Origin of the sequence: Aquibacillus salsiterrae (genome assembly GCF_028416595.1) — a bacterium.
In the GTDB taxonomy this organism is placed as follows: domain Bacteria; phylum Bacillota; class Bacilli; order Bacillales; family Amphibacillaceae; genus Aquibacillus_A; species Aquibacillus_A salsiterrae.
The window spans coordinates 107,330-128,125 of record NZ_JAMQKC010000008.1; the positions used below are offsets into that span (position 1 = coordinate 107,330).

At 37.2% G+C, this 20,796-nt stretch carries 20 protein-coding genes; 10 read left to right on the forward strand and 10 right to left on the reverse strand.

Annotated features, from left to right (window positions below; translation table 11 throughout):
- Positions 1-64 precede the first annotated feature (64 nt).
- Positions 65-715: a DUF3889 domain-containing protein gene (locus NC799_RS10965; protein WP_272446479.1), complete on the forward strand. Its 651-nt coding sequence runs from the start codon at positions 65-67 to the stop codon at positions 713-715.
- 77 nt (positions 716-792) lie between these two features.
- Here NC799_RS10965 and NC799_RS10970 read toward each other — a convergent pair whose 3' ends face one another.
- The gene (locus NC799_RS10970; RefSeq protein WP_272446480.1) at positions 793-1,203 is read right to left on the reverse strand and encodes a VWA-like domain-containing protein; all 411 of its coding nucleotides are present in this window, start codon (positions 1,201-1,203) and stop codon (positions 793-795) included.
- Positions 1,204-1,412: 209 nt separating this feature from the next.
- Between NC799_RS10970 and NC799_RS10975 the strand changes: the two genes are divergently transcribed.
- Positions 1,413-4,646, forward strand: coding sequence for a DEAD/DEAH box helicase (locus NC799_RS10975; protein ID WP_272446481.1), 3,234 nt, complete (start codon positions 1,413-1,415; stop codon positions 4,644-4,646).
- Between the two features lie 268 nt (positions 4,647-4,914).
- Here NC799_RS10975 and NC799_RS10980 read toward each other — a convergent pair whose 3' ends face one another.
- Together NC799_RS10980 and NC799_RS10985 are read right to left on the reverse strand one after the other, a co-directional pair.
- Entirely contained in the window at positions 4,915-6,063 is a 1,149-nt protein-coding gene (locus NC799_RS10980) for a CAP domain-containing protein (protein ID WP_272446482.1), read from the reverse strand.
- Between the two features lie 486 nt (positions 6,064-6,549).
- On the reverse strand, positions 6,550-6,825 hold the full coding sequence (locus NC799_RS10985) for a DUF1292 domain-containing protein (protein WP_272446483.1): 276 nt from the start codon (positions 6,823-6,825) through the stop codon (positions 6,550-6,552).
- A 168-nt stretch (positions 6,826-6,993) separates the two neighbouring features.
- Between NC799_RS10985 and NC799_RS10990 the strand changes: the two genes are divergently transcribed.
- Positions 6,994-7,545, forward strand: a complete 552-nt coding sequence (locus NC799_RS10990) for an NADPH-dependent FMN reductase (RefSeq protein ID WP_272446484.1) — start codon at positions 6,994-6,996, stop codon at positions 7,543-7,545.
- Between the two features lie 115 nt (positions 7,546-7,660).
- Here the strand turns inward: NC799_RS10990 and NC799_RS10995 are convergent, their stop codons facing one another.
- Both NC799_RS10995 and NC799_RS11000 read right to left on the reverse strand, forming a co-directional pair.
- A complete protein-coding gene (locus tag NC799_RS10995) occupies positions 7,661-7,867 on the reverse strand; it encodes a thioredoxin family protein (protein ID WP_272446501.1) in 207 nt (68 codons plus the stop codon).
- Positions 7,868-8,067: 200 nt separating this feature from the next.
- The gene (locus NC799_RS11000; protein WP_272446485.1) at positions 8,068-8,415 is read right to left on the reverse strand and encodes a winged helix-turn-helix transcriptional regulator; all 348 of its coding nucleotides are present in this window, start codon (positions 8,413-8,415) and stop codon (positions 8,068-8,070) included.
- 180 nt (positions 8,416-8,595) lie between these two features.
- Here NC799_RS11000 and NC799_RS11005 point away from each other — a divergent pair, with 180 nt between their 5' ends.
- From NC799_RS11005 to NC799_RS11030, 6 genes are all read left to right on the forward strand, one after another.
- Positions 8,596-9,654 (forward strand): LLM class flavin-dependent oxidoreductase, encoded by a 1,059-nt coding sequence (locus tag NC799_RS11005; RefSeq protein ID WP_272446486.1) that lies wholly within the window; start codon positions 8,596-8,598, stop codon positions 9,652-9,654.
- Positions 9,655-9,667: 13 nt separating this feature from the next.
- Positions 9,668-10,237, forward strand: coding sequence for an NADPH-dependent FMN reductase (locus NC799_RS11010; protein ID WP_272446487.1), 570 nt, complete (start codon positions 9,668-9,670; stop codon positions 10,235-10,237).
- A 156-nt stretch (positions 10,238-10,393) separates the two neighbouring features.
- Positions 10,394-11,335: a bifunctional riboflavin kinase/FAD synthetase gene (locus NC799_RS11015; protein ID WP_272446488.1), complete on the forward strand. Its 942-nt coding sequence runs from the start codon at positions 10,394-10,396 to the stop codon at positions 11,333-11,335.
- A 66-nt stretch (positions 11,336-11,401) separates the two neighbouring features.
- Positions 11,402-11,926 carry an NADPH-dependent FMN reductase gene (locus tag NC799_RS11020; protein WP_272446489.1) on the forward strand — a complete coding sequence of 175 codons (525 nt, stop codon included), beginning with the start codon at positions 11,402-11,404 and terminating at the stop codon, positions 11,924-11,926.
- Positions 11,927-11,979: 53 nt separating this feature from the next.
- Complete coding sequence (locus tag NC799_RS11025; protein WP_272446490.1) at positions 11,980-12,219, forward strand: indolepyruvate ferredoxin oxidoreductase subunit alpha; 240 nt, start codon at positions 11,980-11,982, stop codon at positions 12,217-12,219.
- 275 nt (positions 12,220-12,494) lie between these two features.
- Positions 12,495-14,087, forward strand: coding sequence for an FMN-binding glutamate synthase family protein (locus NC799_RS11030; RefSeq protein ID WP_272446491.1), 1,593 nt, complete (start codon positions 12,495-12,497; stop codon positions 14,085-14,087).
- A gap of 66 nt (positions 14,088-14,153) precedes the next feature.
- Here the strand turns inward: NC799_RS11030 and NC799_RS11035 are convergent, their stop codons facing one another.
- The 4 genes from NC799_RS11035 to NC799_RS11050 all read right to left on the reverse strand — a co-directional run bounded on the left by NC799_RS11035 (position 14,154) and on the right by NC799_RS11050 (position 17,661).
- The gene (locus tag NC799_RS11035) at positions 14,154-14,915 is read right to left on the reverse strand and encodes a DeoR/GlpR family DNA-binding transcription regulator (protein WP_272446492.1); all 762 of its coding nucleotides are present in this window, start codon (positions 14,913-14,915) and stop codon (positions 14,154-14,156) included.
- Between the two features lie 499 nt (positions 14,916-15,414).
- A complete protein-coding gene (locus NC799_RS11040; RefSeq protein ID WP_272446493.1) occupies positions 15,415-15,699 on the reverse strand; it encodes a hypothetical protein in 285 nt (94 codons plus the stop codon).
- Between the two features lie 247 nt (positions 15,700-15,946).
- Positions 15,947-16,861, reverse strand: coding sequence for a metallophosphoesterase (locus NC799_RS11045; RefSeq protein WP_272446494.1), 915 nt, complete (start codon positions 16,859-16,861; stop codon positions 15,947-15,949).
- Positions 16,862-16,944: 83 nt separating this feature from the next.
- Positions 16,945-17,661: a phosphatase PAP2 family protein gene (locus NC799_RS11050; protein WP_272446495.1), complete on the reverse strand. Its 717-nt coding sequence runs from the start codon at positions 17,659-17,661 to the stop codon at positions 16,945-16,947.
- 154 nt (positions 17,662-17,815) lie between these two features.
- On the opposite strand from NC799_RS11050, the gene NC799_RS11055 reads away from it, so the two are divergent.
- Positions 17,816-18,763 carry a TRM11 family SAM-dependent methyltransferase gene (locus NC799_RS11055; RefSeq protein WP_272446496.1) on the forward strand — a complete coding sequence of 316 codons (948 nt, stop codon included), beginning with the start codon at positions 17,816-17,818 and terminating at the stop codon, positions 18,761-18,763.
- A gap of 157 nt (positions 18,764-18,920) precedes the next feature.
- On the opposite strand, the gene NC799_RS11060 is transcribed toward NC799_RS11055, so the two are convergent.
- Positions 18,921-20,210 carry a thermonuclease family protein gene (locus tag NC799_RS11060; RefSeq protein ID WP_272446497.1) on the reverse strand — a complete coding sequence of 430 codons (1,290 nt, stop codon included), beginning with the start codon at positions 20,208-20,210 and terminating at the stop codon, positions 18,921-18,923.
- Between the last annotated feature and the right edge of the window lie 586 nt (positions 20,211-20,796).

The window sequence follows — 20,796 nt, forward strand, 5'->3', positions numbered from 1 at the left end:
TCGTCTCCAATTTTCATGTTTAAACATAGGCTATAGTATGCTAATAAGAACAGGGGGAAGGCTTATGTATTGGAACAATTATTACCCGAACGGGACCGCGATTAATCCATATGTTTCACCAGGTTATACAAAATTTTTTAGACATCCGTATAACATGGAGGAATCTAACTATCTACGCGTTGTTAACGGTCAAGCAACATGGACGGAAGGTGGGCCTATCACACAATGTGGCATTCCTTGGTCAACAAATGAATATATGACTGCTTCTGTCGGTACAGAAACAACCTATAGATGTGGTCAAACGATAAAAGTAAGAAATAGTCATCTCCCACAAAGGGAGGTTATCGTTACAGTTGTAGATAAAGTACCAGGATTTCCGCGCAATAAAATCAATCTTCATCGTCAAGCATTTGAGGCATTAGGCGCTGATCTTTCGGTTGGAATACTAAATGTTACATTGGAACCAAATCCACAGCTTGAAGAGGAAAGGTGGGGGAAGTATTTATTAGAGATAACCCAAACTGCGTATCCAAACTACAATGTGACAGACTATAATTTTATAAAGAGAGTGAGCCTTTCCGAACGTCAAATAAAGGAGACTTATCACTTTTTCTTAAAATCGCAAGCAACACAGGAAATAAAAAGAATTAAAGGGAATGTTATCTATAATCCTGACACTGACCATATAAACTCATTTGATATACAAGAAGTATAGAAAAAAGCCAGACTTTGGCTGTCTGGCTGTCTAGTTTCAGTGCCTTAGGCTGGGCAAGGCGCTCTTCGCTTTTCTTACTATACAAGATTTAAGCTTTTACCAAATGGGATTTTTGGTTTGAATTGATCCGGAATCAACCAAAAAATGTCGTAATCCACTTTAAGATCTTCCCAAAAATACCCTGTGACATCTGTAATATAAAATAATTTATCAATTTTATTTTCTTTTGCCCACTCTAAAGATTCAGTGTAAGATGCCTTTCCATGGTTCATAAATGGAATTTGTTTTGCATGTCCAGTATCGGTAATTTCCCTTATTTTGAAATCAGCGAACACAAGAGGAGTGTTTGCTTTCACTTCATTAAATAGTGAAATAATATTTCTGATGGTATCAATAGGATATTCATTTGTTGAAGTATCAACAGCTACTGCGATATTTTCATCTTTAGCTTTTGTTATTATACTTAACAGTTGCTTTTGCCAAGACAATCGTTCATCTCTCCCTCTAAAAATTAGTTACTCTTATTGTGTCACTAGATGTTAATCTTACTATCGTTACTTCTAAACCTATAGGTATTTTACTTTAGTAGGAACAGTAAACTTCAGGAATTTCTGGCAAAAGCAATGAGTTAGTAGATAATGTAACATTTATCTTGTATAATCAAAAGTTAACATGGTATGAAAGTAGAGATTATTATATGACAATTCATTTAGAAGACATTCGCAATCATTTTGACGAAGTGTTTTTCCGCCGTGGTCAAAGCTATTTTAAACAAGGACGTGTCAAAGATCTTCACTATAATAGTGATGACCGAACTTGGCAGGGCAAAGTCGTTGGAACGGAAACATATAATGTCATTGTTACAGATGACGAAGCAAGGATTAATTATAACTGTAATTGTATGGCCATATATCAATATGGTGAATGCAAGCATGTTGTCGCTTGCCTTTTAGCAATCGAAAATAAGCTTAAAGCCAATCCTTTCCTTGCTAATTCTTATTTGCAGGAAAAAAATCACGAAGCAATTAATTATTTCGTCAATGCTTTTTCTAGTTTGCAACAAACCGATGCTTACCATCGACAGGAGTTAGTACAGAAACAACAGCTTCAAGCTGAATTTATCATTAAAACACAATCCCAATATATCAAACCAAGTTTATGGACAATTGAAATGAAAATAGGACCTAAACGCACCTACGTTGTAAAGGATTTGCGAGGCTTTTTGTCTGCGGTAGACCAACGTAAATCCTATTTTTTCACAAATAGCTTTTCCTACGACCCTACAGAGCATGCCATTAGCGCTTCAGATATGGCTGTAATGACGATGTTGCACAGTATGGCTATGAATGAGTTAGCCTATACTGGTTCAAATTTTCAAAAGGATAACCGAGAAGTGATTATCCCGCCGATGTTAGTGGATGATCTCTTAGCCAATTTGCAAAACACAAATTATAGTTTCCACGAGATTAGTAAAGGCGTTTTTCCGCGTATTCCACTAATGGGAAGTGAGCCACCTTTTACATTTAAACTGGATAAAGGGGCAGCGGACGATTTTTATTTCGATGCAACAGAACTAATGGAAGCTACTATGTTTGAGGCTTATCGTTATGTGCTTGTCAACGGGGCTCTTTATAAATTAACAGCGGATCAACAATCAATTTTACAGGAACTTGAAAATGGGTTGGTGAGGTCTAGTGCGAGGTTCTCTGAGCGAAAGTCGATTTCGATAAATAAAGAACAAATGGAGTCCTTTTTATCTATTGTCATTCCGCACTTGAGAAAAGTAGGGAGTCTTGAAATAACAGACGAGGTATCTAACCAAATAAGACAGTATCCGTTAGAGGCGAAAATGTATGTTGATCGTGAGGAAGATACTTTGCAGGTAGAAGTGGAGTATCATTATGGAGACATAAAAATTAATCCGTTTCAGCAAGACATAGCGGAGGTAACGGAACAAAATCAACTAATTATTCGCGATGCTATGCGTGAACAAGAAATTATGACAGCAATTGAACATGCATCGTTAAAATACAACGGGAAGAAGCTATATGTTGATGGCGAAGATGAAATATATTTCTTCCTTTTTCATACACTACCTTACCTTGAGCAAAAAGTAGATATATTTTTAACTAGCCAAGCAAAGGGGTTCCTGTTACCGGAAAGTCAGACACCTGAGACGACGTTCGATTTTAATCCAGATGGTGGTTTTTTGAATGTCAGTTTTGACATGAAGGATATCGATCCAGAACAAATCCAACAAGTACTACAATCAGTTGTAGAAAAGAGAAAATATTACCGGTTACCGTCCGGTGCATTCGTTGCGATTGAGGGAAATGAGCAATTCGAACAAATCGGTAAGCTATACACAGATTTAAACATCAGTAAAGCAGATATTGTTGACCAAACAATGCAACTACCAGCATATCGTGCCCTGCAGGTTGAGGATATCCTTAATGAGGGGAGTAAGCACAGGGTTCGGTTGGGCAAACAATTTCGTCGTTTGATTCAACAATTGAGAAACCCAGACCAATTAGATTTCAATATACCTGAGCAGCTACAGGCGGAATTAAGAGATTACCAAGAGGTTGGTTTTCAATGGCTGAGCACGTTAGCTCATTATTCCCTTGGCGGAATTCTTGCTGATGATATGGGATTAGGTAAAACACTACAGAGTATTGCATTTTTATTAGCAGAGCGAGAACGTCAATCAGAACAAGAAAGAAAATCAGCATTAATTGTTGCTCCTGCTTCTCTTGTCTACAATTGGCAGGCTGAGTTTGAAAAATTTGCACCTAGCTTACATGTGGAAGTCGTAATTGGAACACCTACAGAACGCCAAGCAATTTTGTCAAAAGAAGTAATGCCGGATGTATGGATTACTTCTTATCCGACATTAAGGCAAGACATTGATTGGTATAAAGAGCATCAATTTAGTACGTATTTTCTCGATGAAGCACAGGCGATTAAAAATGCGGCAACAAAAACGTCTAAAGCGGTACGAAGTATTAAGGCGAATAAACGATTTGCATTAAGTGGAACCCCCATTGAAAATTCACTTGATGAGCTATGGGCCATATTTCAGGCAATTTTACCTGGTTTTTTCCCAGCCCAAGCAACATTCCGTAAACTTGACGAGGGTAAAATTTCCCGGATGGCCCGACCGTTTATCTTAAGGCGGTTGAAAAAGGATGTCTTAACCGAACTACCAGATAAGATTGAGACTACCAATATATCTGAACTAACTAATGAACAAAAAGGATTATATATTGGATATTTAGAAAGAATTCAACAAGAGACTAAGGAATCTTTAGATAGTAATGGATTAAATAAAAGTCGAATTAAGATTCTTGCTGGATTAACGAGACTAAGACAGTTATGTTGTCACCCCTCACTCTTTATTGATAATTACCAGGGGACCTCGGGGAAACTTGAGCAATTAAAGGAAATTGTCCTTAATGCCAAAGAAAATGAAAAGAGAATGCTGATTTTTTCACAATTTACTAGCATGCTCCATATTATTCGAGAAGAATTATTAAAAGAAGGGATTGATTTCTTTTATATCGACGGCCAGACACCATCTAAAGAGCGTCTTGAAATGGTCAATCGCTTTAATCAGGGGGAAAAGGATGTTTTTCTCATTTCCTTGAAAGCAGGAGGAACAGGACTAAATCTTACTGGTGCAGATACTGTTATTTTATATGATCTATGGTGGAATCCGGCAATTGAAGAACAAGCTGCTGGTAGAGCACATCGTATGGGTCAAAAAAACGTTGTGCAAGTTATTCGATTGTTAACAAAAGGAACAATTGAAGAAAAAATCTATCAGCTCCAACAACGAAAAAAAGAGTTAATTGAAAAAGTAATTCAACCAGGTGAGGAAATGCTTTCAAGCATCACAGAGGATGAAATTAGGGAAATACTAAGTATCTAATCATCATAATACTTATTTTTAGCTGAACTAATGTTTAAGGCACGACATACCGGAAAAAGGATTTATGGCATGCAACGTTCTGGACGTAAAAGTTAACTATAAATAGTAGTAAAACGCTTGGATAGAAATATTTCTATCCAAGCGTTTATGCTTTAAAAGCATTCATTAAGAGCTGTTTACTCCGTTTATTAGCAATAAATCCAGCACTAAATTTTCAACTAAAGAAATAGTAATCGTACAACAAACTGGACAATACAGCGTCATTATTCTATTCTGCGTAAAAGGTTTCAGTATAGTATGGTTGGTCTTCTTTGTTAAAGGCAACTCCAACAGAAAGCATTTCAAAGTCCTCTTTTAAAATGATTTTCCTATGCCCAGGTGAATTCATTAAGCCTTCATTAGCAAAAATACTACTTGATTGTCCCATGGCCAAATTCTCTCCAGCTGTCCAAAAGGATATATTATCCTCATCCATTCGATTAAAAGGGGATTGACCTTGCGGGTTGGTGTGTCCAAAGTAATTGTTCTCCGCCATATCTATACTATGATTGCGCGCAGTCTTTCTTGCTGGTTCTGACCAAGTTAATGGAGACAGACCATTTCTCACTCTAATTGCATTAGTTAAATCAAAAAGCTGGTATTCAAATCCTTCTCTTAGTTTGTTGCTCGGGTCTCCAAAAAAGCCTTGTTTTTCTTTTTCAAGGTTGCCATCAATAATTTGAATAGCAGTAACAGTTGTTTCGTTTTGTATATCATAAAAAATCGTAACATAATTATTATCAAGTAAAAATACGTCATATTCTTGTTCATTTTGAATTTGGTACAGGGTCAAGCCTTTTTTAATACTTTTTAAAGGTTCACCAAACGCTTTACGTACATTATCTCTCGTACTAAATAATTTAATTCCAGTACTAGAAGCAATTAAATCTTGATTAGTGTACAAGCCTACAACTTTATTTTCCTCATTGTAAGCAGCCATAAAGAAATTTTGGTAGTTTTCGTGATAGGTAACCCAATTCACACCATACTCGTTTAATGTTTTTCGTTTCGGTTGTCCTGCCTCTTGTTCTACTTCTGAACGTGGAGTTCCTAGTTCAATATTATGAACGGAGAAGGTCTGACTGCGTGGTTCACTTAATGCTGGTTTTTTTGGATTAGGTTGATTCGTCTGATTAGTTTGTTCATTTTCATCGTTTGCTTTATCCTTTATCCATCCAAAAACAATTTGGAATTCTCGATTCAATTGTTCAATAGTTCCAACTACATTTGGGTTAGTCTTAAAGTCATTGATATCACTGCCGATTTCTTCAAGTACACCAGTCGCACCAGAGCGATTAAAGGTGTCTCCATAGAAATTCCAAAAAGTTGCGGCAATTAAAGCCAATACAATGATGTTGCGGATTTTTTTCAGGACCAATCCCTCCACTTTGTATAAGTTACGTATTACTTATTTTATCATTATTACTAGGATGGACAAAGCAAAAATAACGAAAACAGTTAGGGGGGAGAAACCTCTACTCTTATAGAGAGCATTTGCTTCTTTTTGGGGTGAGGATTGTACGCTCGGAGCGAGTGTATTTCAACTTTATTTTAATTAGGCTGTTTTTTTAAAAGATTGTTGTTTTCTGAACAATAGTTATTAACTCCATAATGACTGTTGTGTTGATTTGCGCTCCAGGCAGTCATTCGTGACCTTAGGAATAGGAATAAAACGGTGAAGGGGTGTATCATCAACACTTTTAACAAATCTGAACTCAAATCTGTCTATGAAGGTTTATTCAACAGGTAAAACTAGGCAAATGACGTATAAGAGAACCATATTTATATTTCCTGTATGATCTAATCCGTCGCCTATGTAAAAAGACTAAAGGCTACGCTAAAGCGGAAACCTTTAGTCTTCGTGCTATTCCTCATTTTCTTCAGCTAATATATCATCAAATGCCTTAGATACTTTTTCAAATTCCTCATCATTATCAATTGCGTCCAAATCACCATCGTTATCTACTTTTAGAAAGAAAATATCAATATCATCTTCGTGTCCATCCTGTAGGTCTTCCAAAAAGCTTACAGCGATATAGTCAATTTCATCCAAAGTAACGATAGCGATAACTTCGACGGTTTGTTCCTCTTCTGTTTCATCTGTTATCGTGAAAATTTCACCAACTTCAATTTTATCCATATCATTACCCCTTCCATCATGAGTTATCAGAGAATATCATGTCCATCTTTTTGTTATTTATTTTAAAAAAGTTATCGATAGACAAGCAAGCACGTTTAAGATAGAGCTGATAGGGAATACTTTAGTTTGTGTTTTAAACAAAAAAGAGAAATTAGGAGGTCACTACATATGAACATTGGTATTATTTTAGGTAGTACACGACCAGGACGGAATTCAGAGGCAGTAGCAAAATGGATCTATGAATTGGCACAACAGCGAGAAGACGCTAAATTCGAACTTGTTGACATCGCAGATTATAACCTTCCATTGTTGGATGAAGCTATGCCACCATCGATGGGGCAATATCAAAACGAGCATACCAAAAAATGGGCTGAGAAAATTGATTCTTTTGACGGATTTATTTTTGTTACCCCGGAATACAACCATGCAACAAGTGGAGCATTAAAGAATGCCATTGATTATTTGTATAAAGAATGGAATAACAAAGCTTGTGGTTTTGTTGGGATTGGTAGCTTAGGAGGTGCTCGTGCAGTCGAGAATTTACGGTTGGTTATGGGTGAGTTACAGATAGCAGATGTTCGTTCACAAGTAGGATTATCCCTATTTACAGATTTTGAAAACTTTAGTGTCTTTAAGCCTGGAGATCATCACCTTGATGCAGTTAATAGTATGTTTGATCAAGTGATTGCATGGAGTAAGGCATTAAAAACATTACGCTAAAACCTGATTTTTAATCTTTAAAAAGGGACAGTCAAAAGACTGTCCCTTTCCTAGTTGGATAAGATTGAAAAAATCAAAGAGCTGCCCCTAGATCAAGGCGCGATTTTCACTTTTCTTATTGTGTTACGAAGGATTTAATTTCTTCTTCGGTTGCTTTGCCCAAAAGTCGGTCAATTTCTTTACCGTCTTTAAATAATACTAAAGCAGGGATACTTTGAATATCGAACTTTTGTGCGATATCTGCTTGCTCTTTCACATCAACATTATAAAACTCTGCCTGGTCTGCTAATTCTTCAGAAACTGCATTGACAACTGGAACCAGTTGTTGACACGTACTTCATAAATCAGCCTTGAATTTTAATACAATTGCCTTTTTGTTGTTTTGAACTAGTGTGTTAATATCTTGTCCGTTTAGTTCTTTTAACATGTTAATCTCCTCCTCGGTTATTTAACATCCACATAATCCCATTGTACAAACATTTTAAAACAGGTCAATCAAATAGCCTTGAACAATGGTAATTATTAAGAGCTTCTCTGACCTTGCTTTTTTATCTTGTGGATTGTATGGTTCTTACCCCATTCATGCATTGCTTCTAAGATAGGTTCCAGACTTTTTCCATATTCAGTAATGGAATATTCTACTTTTGGTGGCACTTGTGGATAGACAACACGTTCAATAATGTCTTCATCCTCTAACTCTCGCAATTGTTTTGTTAACATCTTTTGTGTGATTCCGGGCATACTACGCTTTAGCTCATTAAAACGTTTTGTGCCTTTTTGTAATAGATGAAGTAAAATGATAGGCTTCCATTTACCGACTAGAATACTTAATGCATCCTCGACACGACATTGTTCAGGCGTTTTCTCCAAAGCTCATTCCTCCTAAGTATCTTCTTTGATACTATACCACTTTAAAGTGCGTACTTATACATTGGTCTGTTATCATCTATAATAACATCGTAATGGCAAAACGAAAAGTTGACAACGATTTATGTTCTACAAATTTTTTGGGCAAGATCAGGCCCTGTAGTAATAGAAAGGATGACATAGATGGAGAAATACCGTATTGACCGTAGTAAAGGATTGGAATTCGGTATCTATACGCTAGGTGATCACCTCCCGAATCCAGTTACTGGGGAGCGAATTTCAGAAGAACAAAGAATTAAAGATATTATCGAATATGCAAAACTTGCTGATCAAGCAGGAATTGATTTTTTTAGTGTCGGCGAAAGTCACCAAGAGTATTTTGCTACCCAAGCACACGCAGTAGTACTTGCTGCAATTGCCCAAGCAACGCAAAACATTAAGATTGCAAGCTCATCAACGATTATCAGTACATCAGACCCTGTTCGTGTTTATGAAAATTTTGCAACGCTTGATTTAATTTCTGGAGGAAGGGCAGAAATTGTTGCAGGTCGCGCTTCTCGGATTGGTCTGTTTGATTTACTTGGGTATAATGTCCGAGATTATGAGGAGTTATTTGAGGAGAAATTTGATTTATTAAGACAGATTAATGAAAATGAAGTTGTCAATTGGAGCGGTGAATTTCGTGCTCCTTTAAATGATGCAAGAGTTCTACCGCGGCCGAAACACGGATCTTTACCCATTTGGCGTGCTGTAGGTGGTTCACCTGCAAGTGCAATTAAAGCAGGATATGCTGGGGTGCCAATGTATATGGCGCACTTAGGTGGGCCAGTAACGGTATTTAAGCGTACGGTCGATGCGTACCGAGAAGCAGCTCAACGCGGTGGGCATAATCCAGACGATCTACCTATTGCAACAGCAGGCTTTTTCTATGCAGCAGAAACTTCCCAACAAGCCTTAAAAGATATGTATCCACACATTAATGAAGGAATGAAAAAAACAAATGGACAAGGATTTCCTAAGCAGCATTTTGCCCAAGGTATCGACCCGCATAATGTAATGAATATTGGAAGTCCACAAGAGATCATTGAGAAAATTCTCTACCAGCATGAAGTGTATGGACATCAGCGATATATTGCTCAAATTGACTTTGGCGGAGTTCCGTTTGAACGACTTCAAAGAAATATTGAGTTAATTGCAACAGAAATTCTACCAGCAATTAGGAAATATACGGCAAAAAATTAAGGGGGACTAGTGAGTGAACATTGTTGCATTATCTGGCTCTATCGTCGGGAGTAAAACGAGAACAGCGATGAATGCCGTTGTAAAGGAACTGAAAGAAAAGTACCCTGAAGAAAAAGTAACATTGATAGATTTAGCTGATTTTAAAGTTGAATTTAGTGATGGACGAAATTATTTGGATTATCAGGGTGATACCAAATATGTAGCACAAACCATAATGGACGCAGATGCAATCATTATTGGTACGCCAATTTTTCAAGCTTCAATACCAGCGACTCTTAAAAATATATTTGACTTACTTCCGGTAAATGCTTTTCGCGATAAAGTAGTCAGTATGCTTGTTACAGCGGGGTCTTCTAAGCATTATTTGATTGCAGAAAACCAATTAAAGCCGATACTTGGATATATGAAAGCTCAGATAGTTCAGACGTTTGTTTTTATTGAAGAGAGCGATTTTTATCGAAAAGAAATAACAAATGACGATGTTATCTTTAGAATACAAAGACTAGCGGAAGATACGGTTTTGCTAACCAGAACCTATACAAAAATTCGTGAAGAAAAGGAAGAAGCGGAATACGGATTTTAAATGATTCGATCAAATATCAAAACTTCTTTACTATTATAAATTGGGATGAGTTGGGGAAAAGTTCTGAAAAAGCACTAAAATAGTAGATAATGAAAAAATAAGGTACGATAGAGGTGCCTTGTTTTTTCATTATATTTTTGTAGAAAAGGGATGACCATGGAAATTATTGAACTAAACGAAAAAGCGTCTAATCATCCAAAAGCCCTAACGCTTGTCATTGGTAAATTTGATGGCGTTCATAAAGGCCATCAAGCAATCTTGCAAACGGCAAAAAGTTATATGGATGAAGCGAATGAACTTTTGGCAGTAATGAGTTTTTCTGCTCATCCACTATGGGTTTTAAAGCAAAAAGAAGAATTTAAACATAAGCTAACCCCTGATAACCAAAAGCTTCATCTATTGAAGCAATTTGGTGTAAGTAGATGTTATTGGATCGAATTTACAAAAGAGTATGCTAAAACAACTGCTGAGCAATTTGTAAACGAGCATTTAGCTCCGTTACATGTTAACCGAATAGTAGTTGGAGAGGGATTTAGGTTTGGTGCTGGTGGTTTATCAAGTACTGATGAACTTATTCAGTTATGCAATGAAAAAGGTATTGAAGTTATCGTTGTACCACTTGTCAAGGTGAACGGTGAAAAAATAAGTGGTAGAAGCATTCGAAAATGGGTTGAATTGGGTTTAATGGAACCAGTTCACGCTGTATTGGGACGCCCTTTTACGGTTACCGGTAAAGTTATTCACGGGCAAAAGATGGGAAGAAAGCTTGGATTTCCTACCGTCAATTTAGGTGACGTTGATGATTATGTAAACCCTAAACCGGGTGTATACCTTGGACAGATAGGTATTCATAATGAAAAAGACATCACTGAATATTATGACGTGCTAATTAGTGCCGGATACAGACCTACCGTCAGTGGTAAAGGATATTTAATAGAAGCGTATTTGCTAAACTATTCAGGTGATTTATATGATAAAACAGTATCAGTTACCTTTCTTCGTTATATGCGTGACGAGGTTAAGTTCACAGAACTAGATGATTTAGTTAAACAAATGGAGAAAGATAAAATTGATGGCGAACGGTTAATGGGGCATTAGTTATAGTAGGGATAATGGTTACGTTTATCTAAACTATTGGCTAGTGTAAAAAAAGGAGGGAGAACCGTGAAAGTTGTTGGTGTAGCTGGTTCATTAGTTGGGTGGAAAACGAATGTCGTCATCCATCATGTTTTAAAAGCGGTCAAAGAAATCGATGTAACCATTGAGACAGAATTAATAGATTTGAGAGATTATCAAGTTGAGTTTGTTACAGGCGAACCACTTGCTTACTATAATCAGGATACATTTGATGTTGTGAACAAAATCCAATCAGCAGATTTACTAGTGTTTGGGACACCTATTTATCAGGCGTCCATTTCCGGTGCGTTGAAAAATTTATTCGACCATTTTCCGGTCGATGCATTTAAGGGCAAGGTTACTGGGATGGTTACAACCGGTGCAGTGGAAAAGCACTTTCTTGTTTCTGAATATCATTTAAAACCTATCCTTTCCTATTTGAAAGGGTTAGTTCCGACATCCAATGTATTTGTTCATAATGACTCCTTTGATGACCAAAATGAAATAATTAACGAAGAAGTACTAAAGCGAATTAAGCTGCTCGCAACAGAAATGATCACATTAAGAAAGTAAACGAACGAATTAATAGAATAGATACTAATTGTTGAAAATAGGAGGATTGTATCATGGCATTTGTAATTACAGAACCATGCGAAATAGAAAAGGCAGGAGAATGTGTGACTGTTTGTCCAGTTGATTGTATTGAGGAAGGTAAAAGTCAATTTTATATTGATCCAGATATTTGTATTGATTGTGCAGCCTGTGCAGCTGTATGCCCGGTTGATGCAATTGTGGAAGAATATGATTTGACACCAGAACAAGAACCATATTTAGAAAAGGCAGAGAAATTTTTCCAAAATCGATAAAAAAACAGGTGGTACCTATGGATAGGTGTCCACCTGTTTTTTTTACAAGATAAGAAAGTGTAAAAAAATTCAAGCATGGATAACATTCAGCGACAGCCACGTCCAAGCTTCAGCGCCTACCCCTCCCGAGTTGTCTTACGCTTTTTTTGAGGGGTGGGAAACAACATCCACTGACAGCCATGACGAGCGTCTTAAAACCATCTATTCTCGGATTTAATAAAAAATGATGGAAGAGGAAGGATAATAGTACTAAATATTTTTTTGGAGGGAGCTATATGAACATTGCGGATTTACTGACGATCATTAGCTTTATTGTATTAGCACTAGTGGTTTTTATCATTATTGGCCTTAGTGTCTTTTTATATTTTGTTGATCGTAACCAAAAGCAGCACCCAGTTCTGCGGAATTACCCAGTCATAGGGCGGATTAGATACTTCCTAGAACAAATTGGACCTGAATTGCGCCAATATTTATTTAATAATGATTTAGAAGGGAAACCATTTTCACGAGTGGATTATCAACATATAGTGAAAAAGGCGAAATATAAGCGAGACGTTATTGGCTTTGGATCTAGGCGTGATTTTGAGCAAGCTGGCTTTTATATAAGGAATTCCATGTTTCCTAAGTTAACTGATGAATTAAAAATGGACATGGATACTGAGGTCACAACTAATCGTTATTTATTAATTAAAGACCCGCTTTTTACGCAACGGGAGGAGAGACTTGAGCAGGAGAGATCCTCTTCTTATTTATTAGACAAGGAAAATTACATTGTTATTGGCGAAAAATTGAAGCATCCCTTTGTGGTTAAAGGACAAATTGGTATGTCGGCAATGAGTTATGGGTCACTTGGAAAGCGAGCGATTACTGCTTTATCTGAAGGGCTTGGTATGGCCCAAGGGGCATGGATGAATACCGGAGAAGGCGGTATTTCTGATTATCATTTAAAAGGTGGAGTAGATTTAATCATGCAAATTGGGCCTGGCCTGTTTGGCGTACGTGACAAGCAAGGCAATTTTAGTTGGGATGCCTTAAAAGAAAAGAGTGAAATCCCACAGGTGAAAGCTTTCGAGATCAAGTTGGCGCAAGGTGCAAAAACGAGAGGAGGACATATTGATGGCGAAAAAGTAACCGAAGAAATTGCTAAAATACGAATGGTCGAACCTTACAAGTCAATCGATAGTCCGAATCGTTTTCGTGAATTTAATGATTTTCCATCTCTTTTTCGTTTTATCGAAGAAATCCGTAAGTTTACTGGCAAGCCGGTAGGGATGAAAGTCGTCATAGGGAGTCAAACCGAAGCTGATGAATTAGCGAAGCATATAAAAGAGACGGGTATAAGCCCTGATTTTATCACTATTGATGGTGGTGAAGGCGGAACTGGTGCGTCATATCAAGAACTTGCTGATAGTGTTGGTTTACCGATTAAATCTGCTTTACCATTAGTGGACCATGCGTTAAGAAAGTATGGTGTTCGTTACAAGGTGAAGCTGATCGCCTCTGGAAAGCTATTTTCACCTGACCGTGTTGCAATAGCGTTAGCAATGGGTGCCGATTTAGTCAATATTGCACGTGCATTCATGATAACTGTTGGTTGTATTCAAGCATTAAAGTGTGAATCAAATGCCTGTCCAGTTGGAGTAGCAACGACTGACCCTGATTTGCAAAAAGCATTAGTCATTGATGAAAAAAAACACCGAACAGCTAATTATGTGATCACTATGCGAAAATCGTTATTTAGACTTGCAGCAGCTGCTGGAATTGAATCTCCTACACAGTTTAATCAAAGTCATATCGTTTACAAGGATGAACGTGGCAAAATACTTACTATGAACGATATTTATGAATCGATTGTAAAGGATAATTGAAAACGATAAACTCCTCTAAACATGTTTAGAGGAGTTTTAAATGCCGTTTTGGCGACTATTTTTGGGTTAGATAAGATGAACATTAACACCATAGCTTTCTATTCTTTCAGTAACGTCTAGGGGGAGCTCGTCGAAGATATAATCATTAATATCGTTTAGGTCAGCTACTTTAGCAAAATTAACTTTATTTACTTTACTGTGGTCACTTAAAAGAATCGATTGTCTAGCGCGTTCAATCATCAAACGTTTAATCGTTGCTTCCATTAAATTGGGGGTGGTTAGTATTCCTTCTTTTAGGTCAATTCCATTAATCCCGATGAATGCCTTATCAATACGAATCATTTTTAATGATTGTTCTGCAAATGGTCCAACTAAGGCTGATGTCTCTCTACGGAAACTACCACCTAGTAACATGACATCATGGCTTGGGTTTTTAGCAAGTTCCTGCATGATTGCTACAGAATTTGTAACAATAGATAGCTTAGGTAAACTTTTTAATTCTTTGGAAAGTTCATAAGTTGTTGTTCCGGAATCAAGTAATATAGTATCACCTGGTTCGATAAAGGTTACAGCTTTTCTTGCTATTGCTTGCTTCTCCTCAACAAATTCCTTTTCTTTTTCAAGCATTGTTTGCTCATAGCTTACACTTTGGGCTAAGACGGCACCACCATGTGTTCTTTTAATGTGGTTCGATTCTTCTAATTCCTTCAAATCTCTCCGAATGGTTGATTCAGATACCTGAAAATAACTGGTTAAGTCATGAACGGTAGCGCGTGTTTGATTCTTGATGTATGCGAGTATTTTTTCCTTTCGTTCTTCCATAAACATGAGAATGCCCCCACAGTTAAAGTCAATACTATCATTATAATCGATGATGGAGGAGTTTCAAATGAACAACGGAATGAAATTTAATGTTTCGTATGGTTTGGTGCTTTTAAGGACTAGAAGATGGCCATGGCAACAGGTGAATTTCAGTCAATCGAGTCCGAATTACTGCCTAATTCGGACAGTAAAAGCCGAAATTCAGCCAACCAAGTCCGAATGCAAGCCTGCCTGGAGCATAAATCAACATAGCATTAGCCCGCGCATTATATAAGAAATACGTTGCTGTAACAAATGTTCTAAAGGGCTGGACACCAGAAATAAACAAATAATAAAAAAGAGAGAATGGGACCTTATTGGCTCATTCTCTCTTGATTTTATAAACATGCTACATAATAAGAGATTCAGTAGTGTGATAGCTTATAGGACGCAACTTCTAGCTCTTTTGATAAGAGATGTCTAGCGCAGGACGCGCGACTTACGCATTTCTTGCTTAGCAACTATTCTATACACAAATCTCTTCTTGTGTCATATCAACTAACTCAGAGTGGTAAGCTCCGGCAAGAATTTTGGGCTGCAGGTCAGAAATATAATCTTTGATGTCATTAGGTTGAGTGTTTGTTTCACTTAAGTGAAAGTAAACAAATCCTTTTTCGTTATGAAGAACGGAAAGGTGAATATCCTCTCCTACTTTAGTTGTTGCTACTAATCTACATGTTTTTCCTTTTGGTGCCATTTCAAATGAGATCGTAATCTCCTCCTGAACTGTTTTTAGTGTACAATCTTTCAACGTTGTACTGTATGAATTTTACCACAGCTAGAAAAACAGCTGAAATGAGATATAACCTGGACATCCTAGATAAAACTCTGAAATAGAAAAAGGGAAAAAGATACTGCGCTCGTTCTTATAATTAATCCAAAATACTCCCAAATACAAACAATTGTTGGTTTATTGTAGCAATTTTAAGAAAAACAGAAGCTAGATATTTTGGGAATTTCTTTCTTACTTTCAAAAAACGAGAAGCCGTACTATCAAATCATCTATTTCTCGTTTCTCTTGTTAATTCAAATACTGTTATTTCAGGGGGGCAATTAATTCGAATTGGAAAATTGCTAAATCCAATACCTGGATTCACATAAAGCCTGTTCCCCCTCTGTCCATGTCCCTCAATCCAACCTGATGAGTAAATCCCAGTATAATGTAAAATATTCGAATAAAACCAGTCAGACAGGACCGGTATCATTACCTGACTACCATGAGTATGTCCAGCGATAGCGAGTGGGGCAGCATAAGCTGCAAGTTGGTCATAGGTAGCAGGGTTATGCATGAATACAATTCGTGGGTCTTCTTTCGACAAATGATCAAAAACTTTATCTGGGTCTGCATGATTTGGCCACGTAGCACCTATTCCAACGAGATTTAGTGAAGCGTCTGTTCTTTTGCCGAAAGTTACTTGATCTTTGGATATGTTTAATTGCAGTGTTTCGTTTTTAACAACAGTTATACCGAGTTGTTCTAAACGGTTTTCAACTAGTTTAGCTGTCTCTTCCTTGTACTTATCGTTTAAGTTACTCATCCCGTAATCATGGTTTCCTAGTACGGAGAACGTAGGTATCTTTGCATGTTGCAATGGTTTTAGTAACTCCACAACTTTATCCATCTGTTTTTCGCCATTGTTGCCTGGATGATAAAGGTAGTCACCGAGTAATAACACTGCTTGTGGTTTCATTTTAATTATCTTTTCGATGGAACGTTTGATTGTCCAACTATTATCCATCCACATTCCGATCTGAAAATCTCCAATTACTGCTATTTTCTTCCCGTCCCATTCTTCAGGAAGATTGGGAATGGTAACCTGTTCGTTTTCCACGTTAATTGTGTAAGGTTCGATAATCCCCCAAGCGAGTAGTAGGAATAAAACTAAGCAAAGTCCCTTCACGGTTTTCTTCAAAGCGTAGTCATCTCCGTTCGATTACTATAGAGTATGTTTATTACGTTAAGGTCAAAAATAATCTTAATAATGAGATTTTGCTTTTAGTTTCTGTTTGCGAAAAATTTTCGAATTGAACGAAAGGGCCGAATGTGATACCTTGTTTGCCATTCCAGCCATTCTAATCCAAGGATACAGAGAATAACCCATACAGCTCCTGCTAAATAGCCTGCTAGGACATCACTAGGATAATGTGCCCCTAAATAAATACGACTAAATCCAATTGCGATAATTAAAAAACCGAAAAATGCAGATAGAAACGATTTAATTACAATCGATCGTCTACTTCTTATAATAAAGTAAATCATAAACCCATAAAAAATAAGCGATCCCATTGAATGCCCACTTGGAAAACTAAAACCTACTGCATCAATTTCCGGATTAATGGAGGGTCTCCCTCTGTTATAATGTTCTTTCAGTATTTTCGTGATGATGGCTCCACCCGCAACTGCAAGAATAAACATGGCAATCCCCAAACCATCCTTGCCGCGGATCCATAGTAATACTATAACAACAACTGACATAGTTGTAAGAAACCAAACCGAACCTAACTCAGTAACAAATAACAGAATTAAGTCTAAGGTGTCAGTTTCAATTGTTTTTAAAAAGTTTATAATGGTTGAATCAAATGCATTTATTTCTTTACTAAGTAACTCTTGTCCGATTTTAATAAAAATGTAAGTGGAAAAACTGATTACACCAAGTCCCGCTAGCACCAAAACAAGCGGAATTATCGATTTTTTTATTTGTTTTTCTTCCATTGTTAGACCGCTCCTTCTTTTTATCCTAGGGAGTAGTGTCTATTTTAACCGGGCAGATTAGTATGTATGCGAAAGAAATGATACGTTAACTGGATTTTCTAGACTAAACCAGCTTATAATTATAAAACTAATACAAGTTTGGAAAGGAACAGTTATGAATCATCTTAACCAACAGTATATCTATAACTATTCCTGTGCTGAAGAGGAAAAGTCGCTTTGTAAGCTAGAGATGCGGGCCTTTTTTGGGAAGGATACCAACACAGGTATGCTTAAAAGTGAACGATACATTGACCCGAATAGGAGTCCATTTATCAAGGAGCAGCTAACAATTTTATATGAAGCAAGCAACTTTTCGCAGCTAAAAGAGCAAGTGAATAAAACGGGACGTGTAGATGGAACATTTAAAGTGGTGTTGGTAAATCCGCATGATGTGTTTGGGCAAAAAAGGATAACTTTTAAAGAGAGACGCATGATAGAGCGGGAGGTAGGGCTCTGTTTGCGTGGAGAAGTAAGTTTAGATAGCCCTGATAAACGTTTTGCTGTGATGAATGTTGATGGGCAGTGGATATTCGGTTTGTATCAGGAGGCTAAATCGATTTGGCTAACACATCAAAAGAAACCGCATCAGTATTCGACAGCGCTAAACACCCGGGTGGCCCGTGCCGTAGTCAATATTGCTATACCTAGATCAACAGGAATTAAGGCAATTGATCCTTGTTGTGGAATCGGTACTGTCCTTATTGAAGCGTTATCGATGGGGGTTAATATAGTAGGTAATGATAGAAACCCACTTATTATGAAAGGTGTCCGCGAAAATATTAAATTCTTTGGCTATGAAACTGACGTGTTGTTAAAAGACATGAGAGATATAACGGAACAATATGACGTTGCTATTATCGATATGCCGTACAACTTATGTTCTGTTCTATCGAAGCAAGAAAAAATCACAATGTTAAAAAGTGCCCGCAGCTTTACTCGGAAATTAGTTGTTATTTCCCTTGAGGAAATCGAGAGTGCAATTGCTACATCCGGGTTTACAGTCAAAGACCGAGGATTTGTTAAAAAAGGCTCTATAATTCGTCAGGTAATTGTATGTGAATAGAAACTGATAAGAGTAAATCAGTTTCATTGGCCGCAAGTAAAGCGTAAGGCGCCAAGAGTTAGACAGTTCTTGGTTCTTTTATACTTCCTTATCTTTTTAAGAAAAAAGGCTGTCGTAACCATTCGACAGCCTCCATACATTTTTGATCAGGAAGTATTTAGTAAGATGAAATTGAAACGACGTCTGGTTGCGTCGGTAAGCTTTCACAAACTACCCCGTTGCCATCACCATCTAGATTGTGAGGATCTTGGTCAGGTCCACCTGCAGCCTCAAAAAATGCTTGTGCCTCGTCTTGGGTGTTGAAATCGCTACAGTTTTTGTCGGGACCAAATGGGTCGTATGGTCCTTCATAGTTGCTAGTGCTACCCGACTCCGCCGCAACAGGGACAGCATCTTGTTCCTCTTTATTAAATCCATCTTCTGTTACATAACCTTCAATGCCCCAAATTCCAATTTCTTTATCTCTTGCTTTTGTTTGGGCATTGATTAAGTCCTCTTGATATAAATACGGTGGGTCATATTCATAAGCATAACGAGCTAGACCCTCTTCAAGTAATAATTGGTTAAACATAATATCTTCGCCAACCCAAAGATAGGCTAATAAACGATTATATTTATCTGTTTTAGGTCCATCAAACTCTATTGTTACTTTTTTTCCGGTTGGTAGTATTTCTTTTGCAAAATCAGTAGCTTCCTTGCCAAATGGTTGAACAGGTAGTGATGGATCGACTGTTTCCGGAGTATCCACTAGCAAAAGACGGACAGTTTTAACTTCACCTTCGATAGAAACCACAACCGTATCTCCATCTATTACTCGGTTTATCGTAGCTGTTACTTTACTCGCGTCCTGCTCACGAAAATCGGGTTGAATTGTTTTGGCTAGAAAAACAGAGAAATGTTGTCTTGAAAGGGTCTCGTTTGGCTTAAACGTTTGATCTGGATACCCCTTTGTAATATTGTTTGCTGCTAAATGATAAATGGAATCTTTCGCATAGTAGTCATCAGTAACATCTGTAAAAGTGGTTGCCGATTTTCCGGTAAGGTTATAGGCTTGATCAATCGCATAGGCAATATCTCCACGAGTCATTGGTTCGTAAGCCTTGAATTGGTTGCCATTAAGAGGCTTGATTAATCCAAGCTCCATTGCTGTTGCGATATAGGTATAGTCAGTTGTAGATGGTGTAACATCGGAAAGGTTAGGATTTGGTGCATCAGTTAAAGGAACACCTAGGTCATTTAAAATCATTTTAATGGCCTGAATCCTTTTCACGCTTTCTGTTGGACCGAATGTTCCATCTGGGCGGCCTTTTATGATGTCTTTGTCAGTTAAGTATGTAATGAATCGTTGATACTGTGTCACGTCTGGAAATGCCCAAGCCGTTTTTATTGGTAACGATGAAACGAGTAAAACGAAAACTAACATCCCGGACAGTAGTTGTTTCAGCATCTTCACACTCCTTTTTAATTTTTTGTCGAATCTATAAGACTATCATACAGAAAAAACAGTTTATTTTTCCATAGTTTTGAAATAAAAAGTTGTTTTTCCGTAAAGAAATTAGAGAATTCGTTTGAAAATCATTGGTGAAAATATTAAGTCAGCTAAAATTCTTTAACAAAAATGGTTATTAGGAGTGTCTGGAGATTAAATAGAAGATCGAATCGTTGGGATTATCACAAATAACCAATAGATAGGTTGATTATAACTACATATCATTAATTGATTGACGACAAGCTGTATTCGTGATATATTATTTCAGCTTTCAATTTCGGTAGCTAAATATGAAATGAATAAATTAGTTGTTGACTTCTACGAAACGATGTGATATGATAGTAAATGTCGCTGAGAGATGAAGCGATAATAAAAAACACATTGATCTTTGAAAACTGAACAAAACAACCAGTATGTTTAAAGAAAAAGTGTAGGCGACTGTTTAATAGCGTACGGATAGATAAGACAGCATGTAGCACTTCGAACTTCAAGTGCGAAATGATGGATTAACTATACGCTAGCTATTGGGAACCGAAGCTAGATT

Excerpts from the sequence above, each read along its gene's own strand:
- NC799_RS10965 (WP_272446479.1), top strand. The coding sequence starts at position 65 with ATGTATTGGAACAATTATTACCCGAACGGGACCGCGATTAATCCATAT.
- NC799_RS10975 (WP_272446481.1), top strand. The coding sequence starts at position 1,413 with ATGACAATTCATTTAGAAGACATTCGCAATCATTTTGACGAAGTGTTT.
- NC799_RS10985 (WP_272446483.1), bottom strand. The coding sequence starts at position 6,825 with ATGGATAAAATTGAAGTTGGTGAAATTTTCACGATAACAGATGAAACA.
- NC799_RS10990 (WP_272446484.1), top strand. The coding sequence starts at position 6,994 with ATGAACATTGGTATTATTTTAGGTAGTACACGACCAGGACGGAATTCA.
- NC799_RS11005 (WP_272446486.1), top strand. The coding sequence starts at position 8,596 with ATGGAGAAATACCGTATTGACCGTAGTAAAGGATTGGAATTCGGTATC.
- NC799_RS11015 (WP_272446488.1), top strand. The coding sequence starts at position 10,394 with ATGGAAATTATTGAACTAAACGAAAAAGCGTCTAATCATCCAAAAGCC.
- NC799_RS11025 (WP_272446490.1), top strand. The coding sequence starts at position 11,980 with ATGGCATTTGTAATTACAGAACCATGCGAAATAGAAAAGGCAGGAGAA.
- NC799_RS11030 (WP_272446491.1), top strand. The coding sequence starts at position 12,495 with ATGAACATTGCGGATTTACTGACGATCATTAGCTTTATTGTATTAGCA.
- NC799_RS11035 (WP_272446492.1), bottom strand. The coding sequence starts at position 14,915 with ATGTTTATGGAAGAACGAAAGGAAAAAATACTCGCATACATCAAGAAT.
- NC799_RS11050 (WP_272446495.1), bottom strand. The coding sequence starts at position 17,661 with ATGGAAGAAAAACAAATAAAAAAATCGATAATTCCGCTTGTTTTGGTG.
- NC799_RS11055 (WP_272446496.1), top strand. The coding sequence starts at position 17,816 with ATGAATCATCTTAACCAACAGTATATCTATAACTATTCCTGTGCTGAA.
- NC799_RS11060 (WP_272446497.1), bottom strand. The coding sequence starts at position 20,210 with ATGCTGAAACAACTACTGTCCGGGATGTTAGTTTTCGTTTTACTCGTT.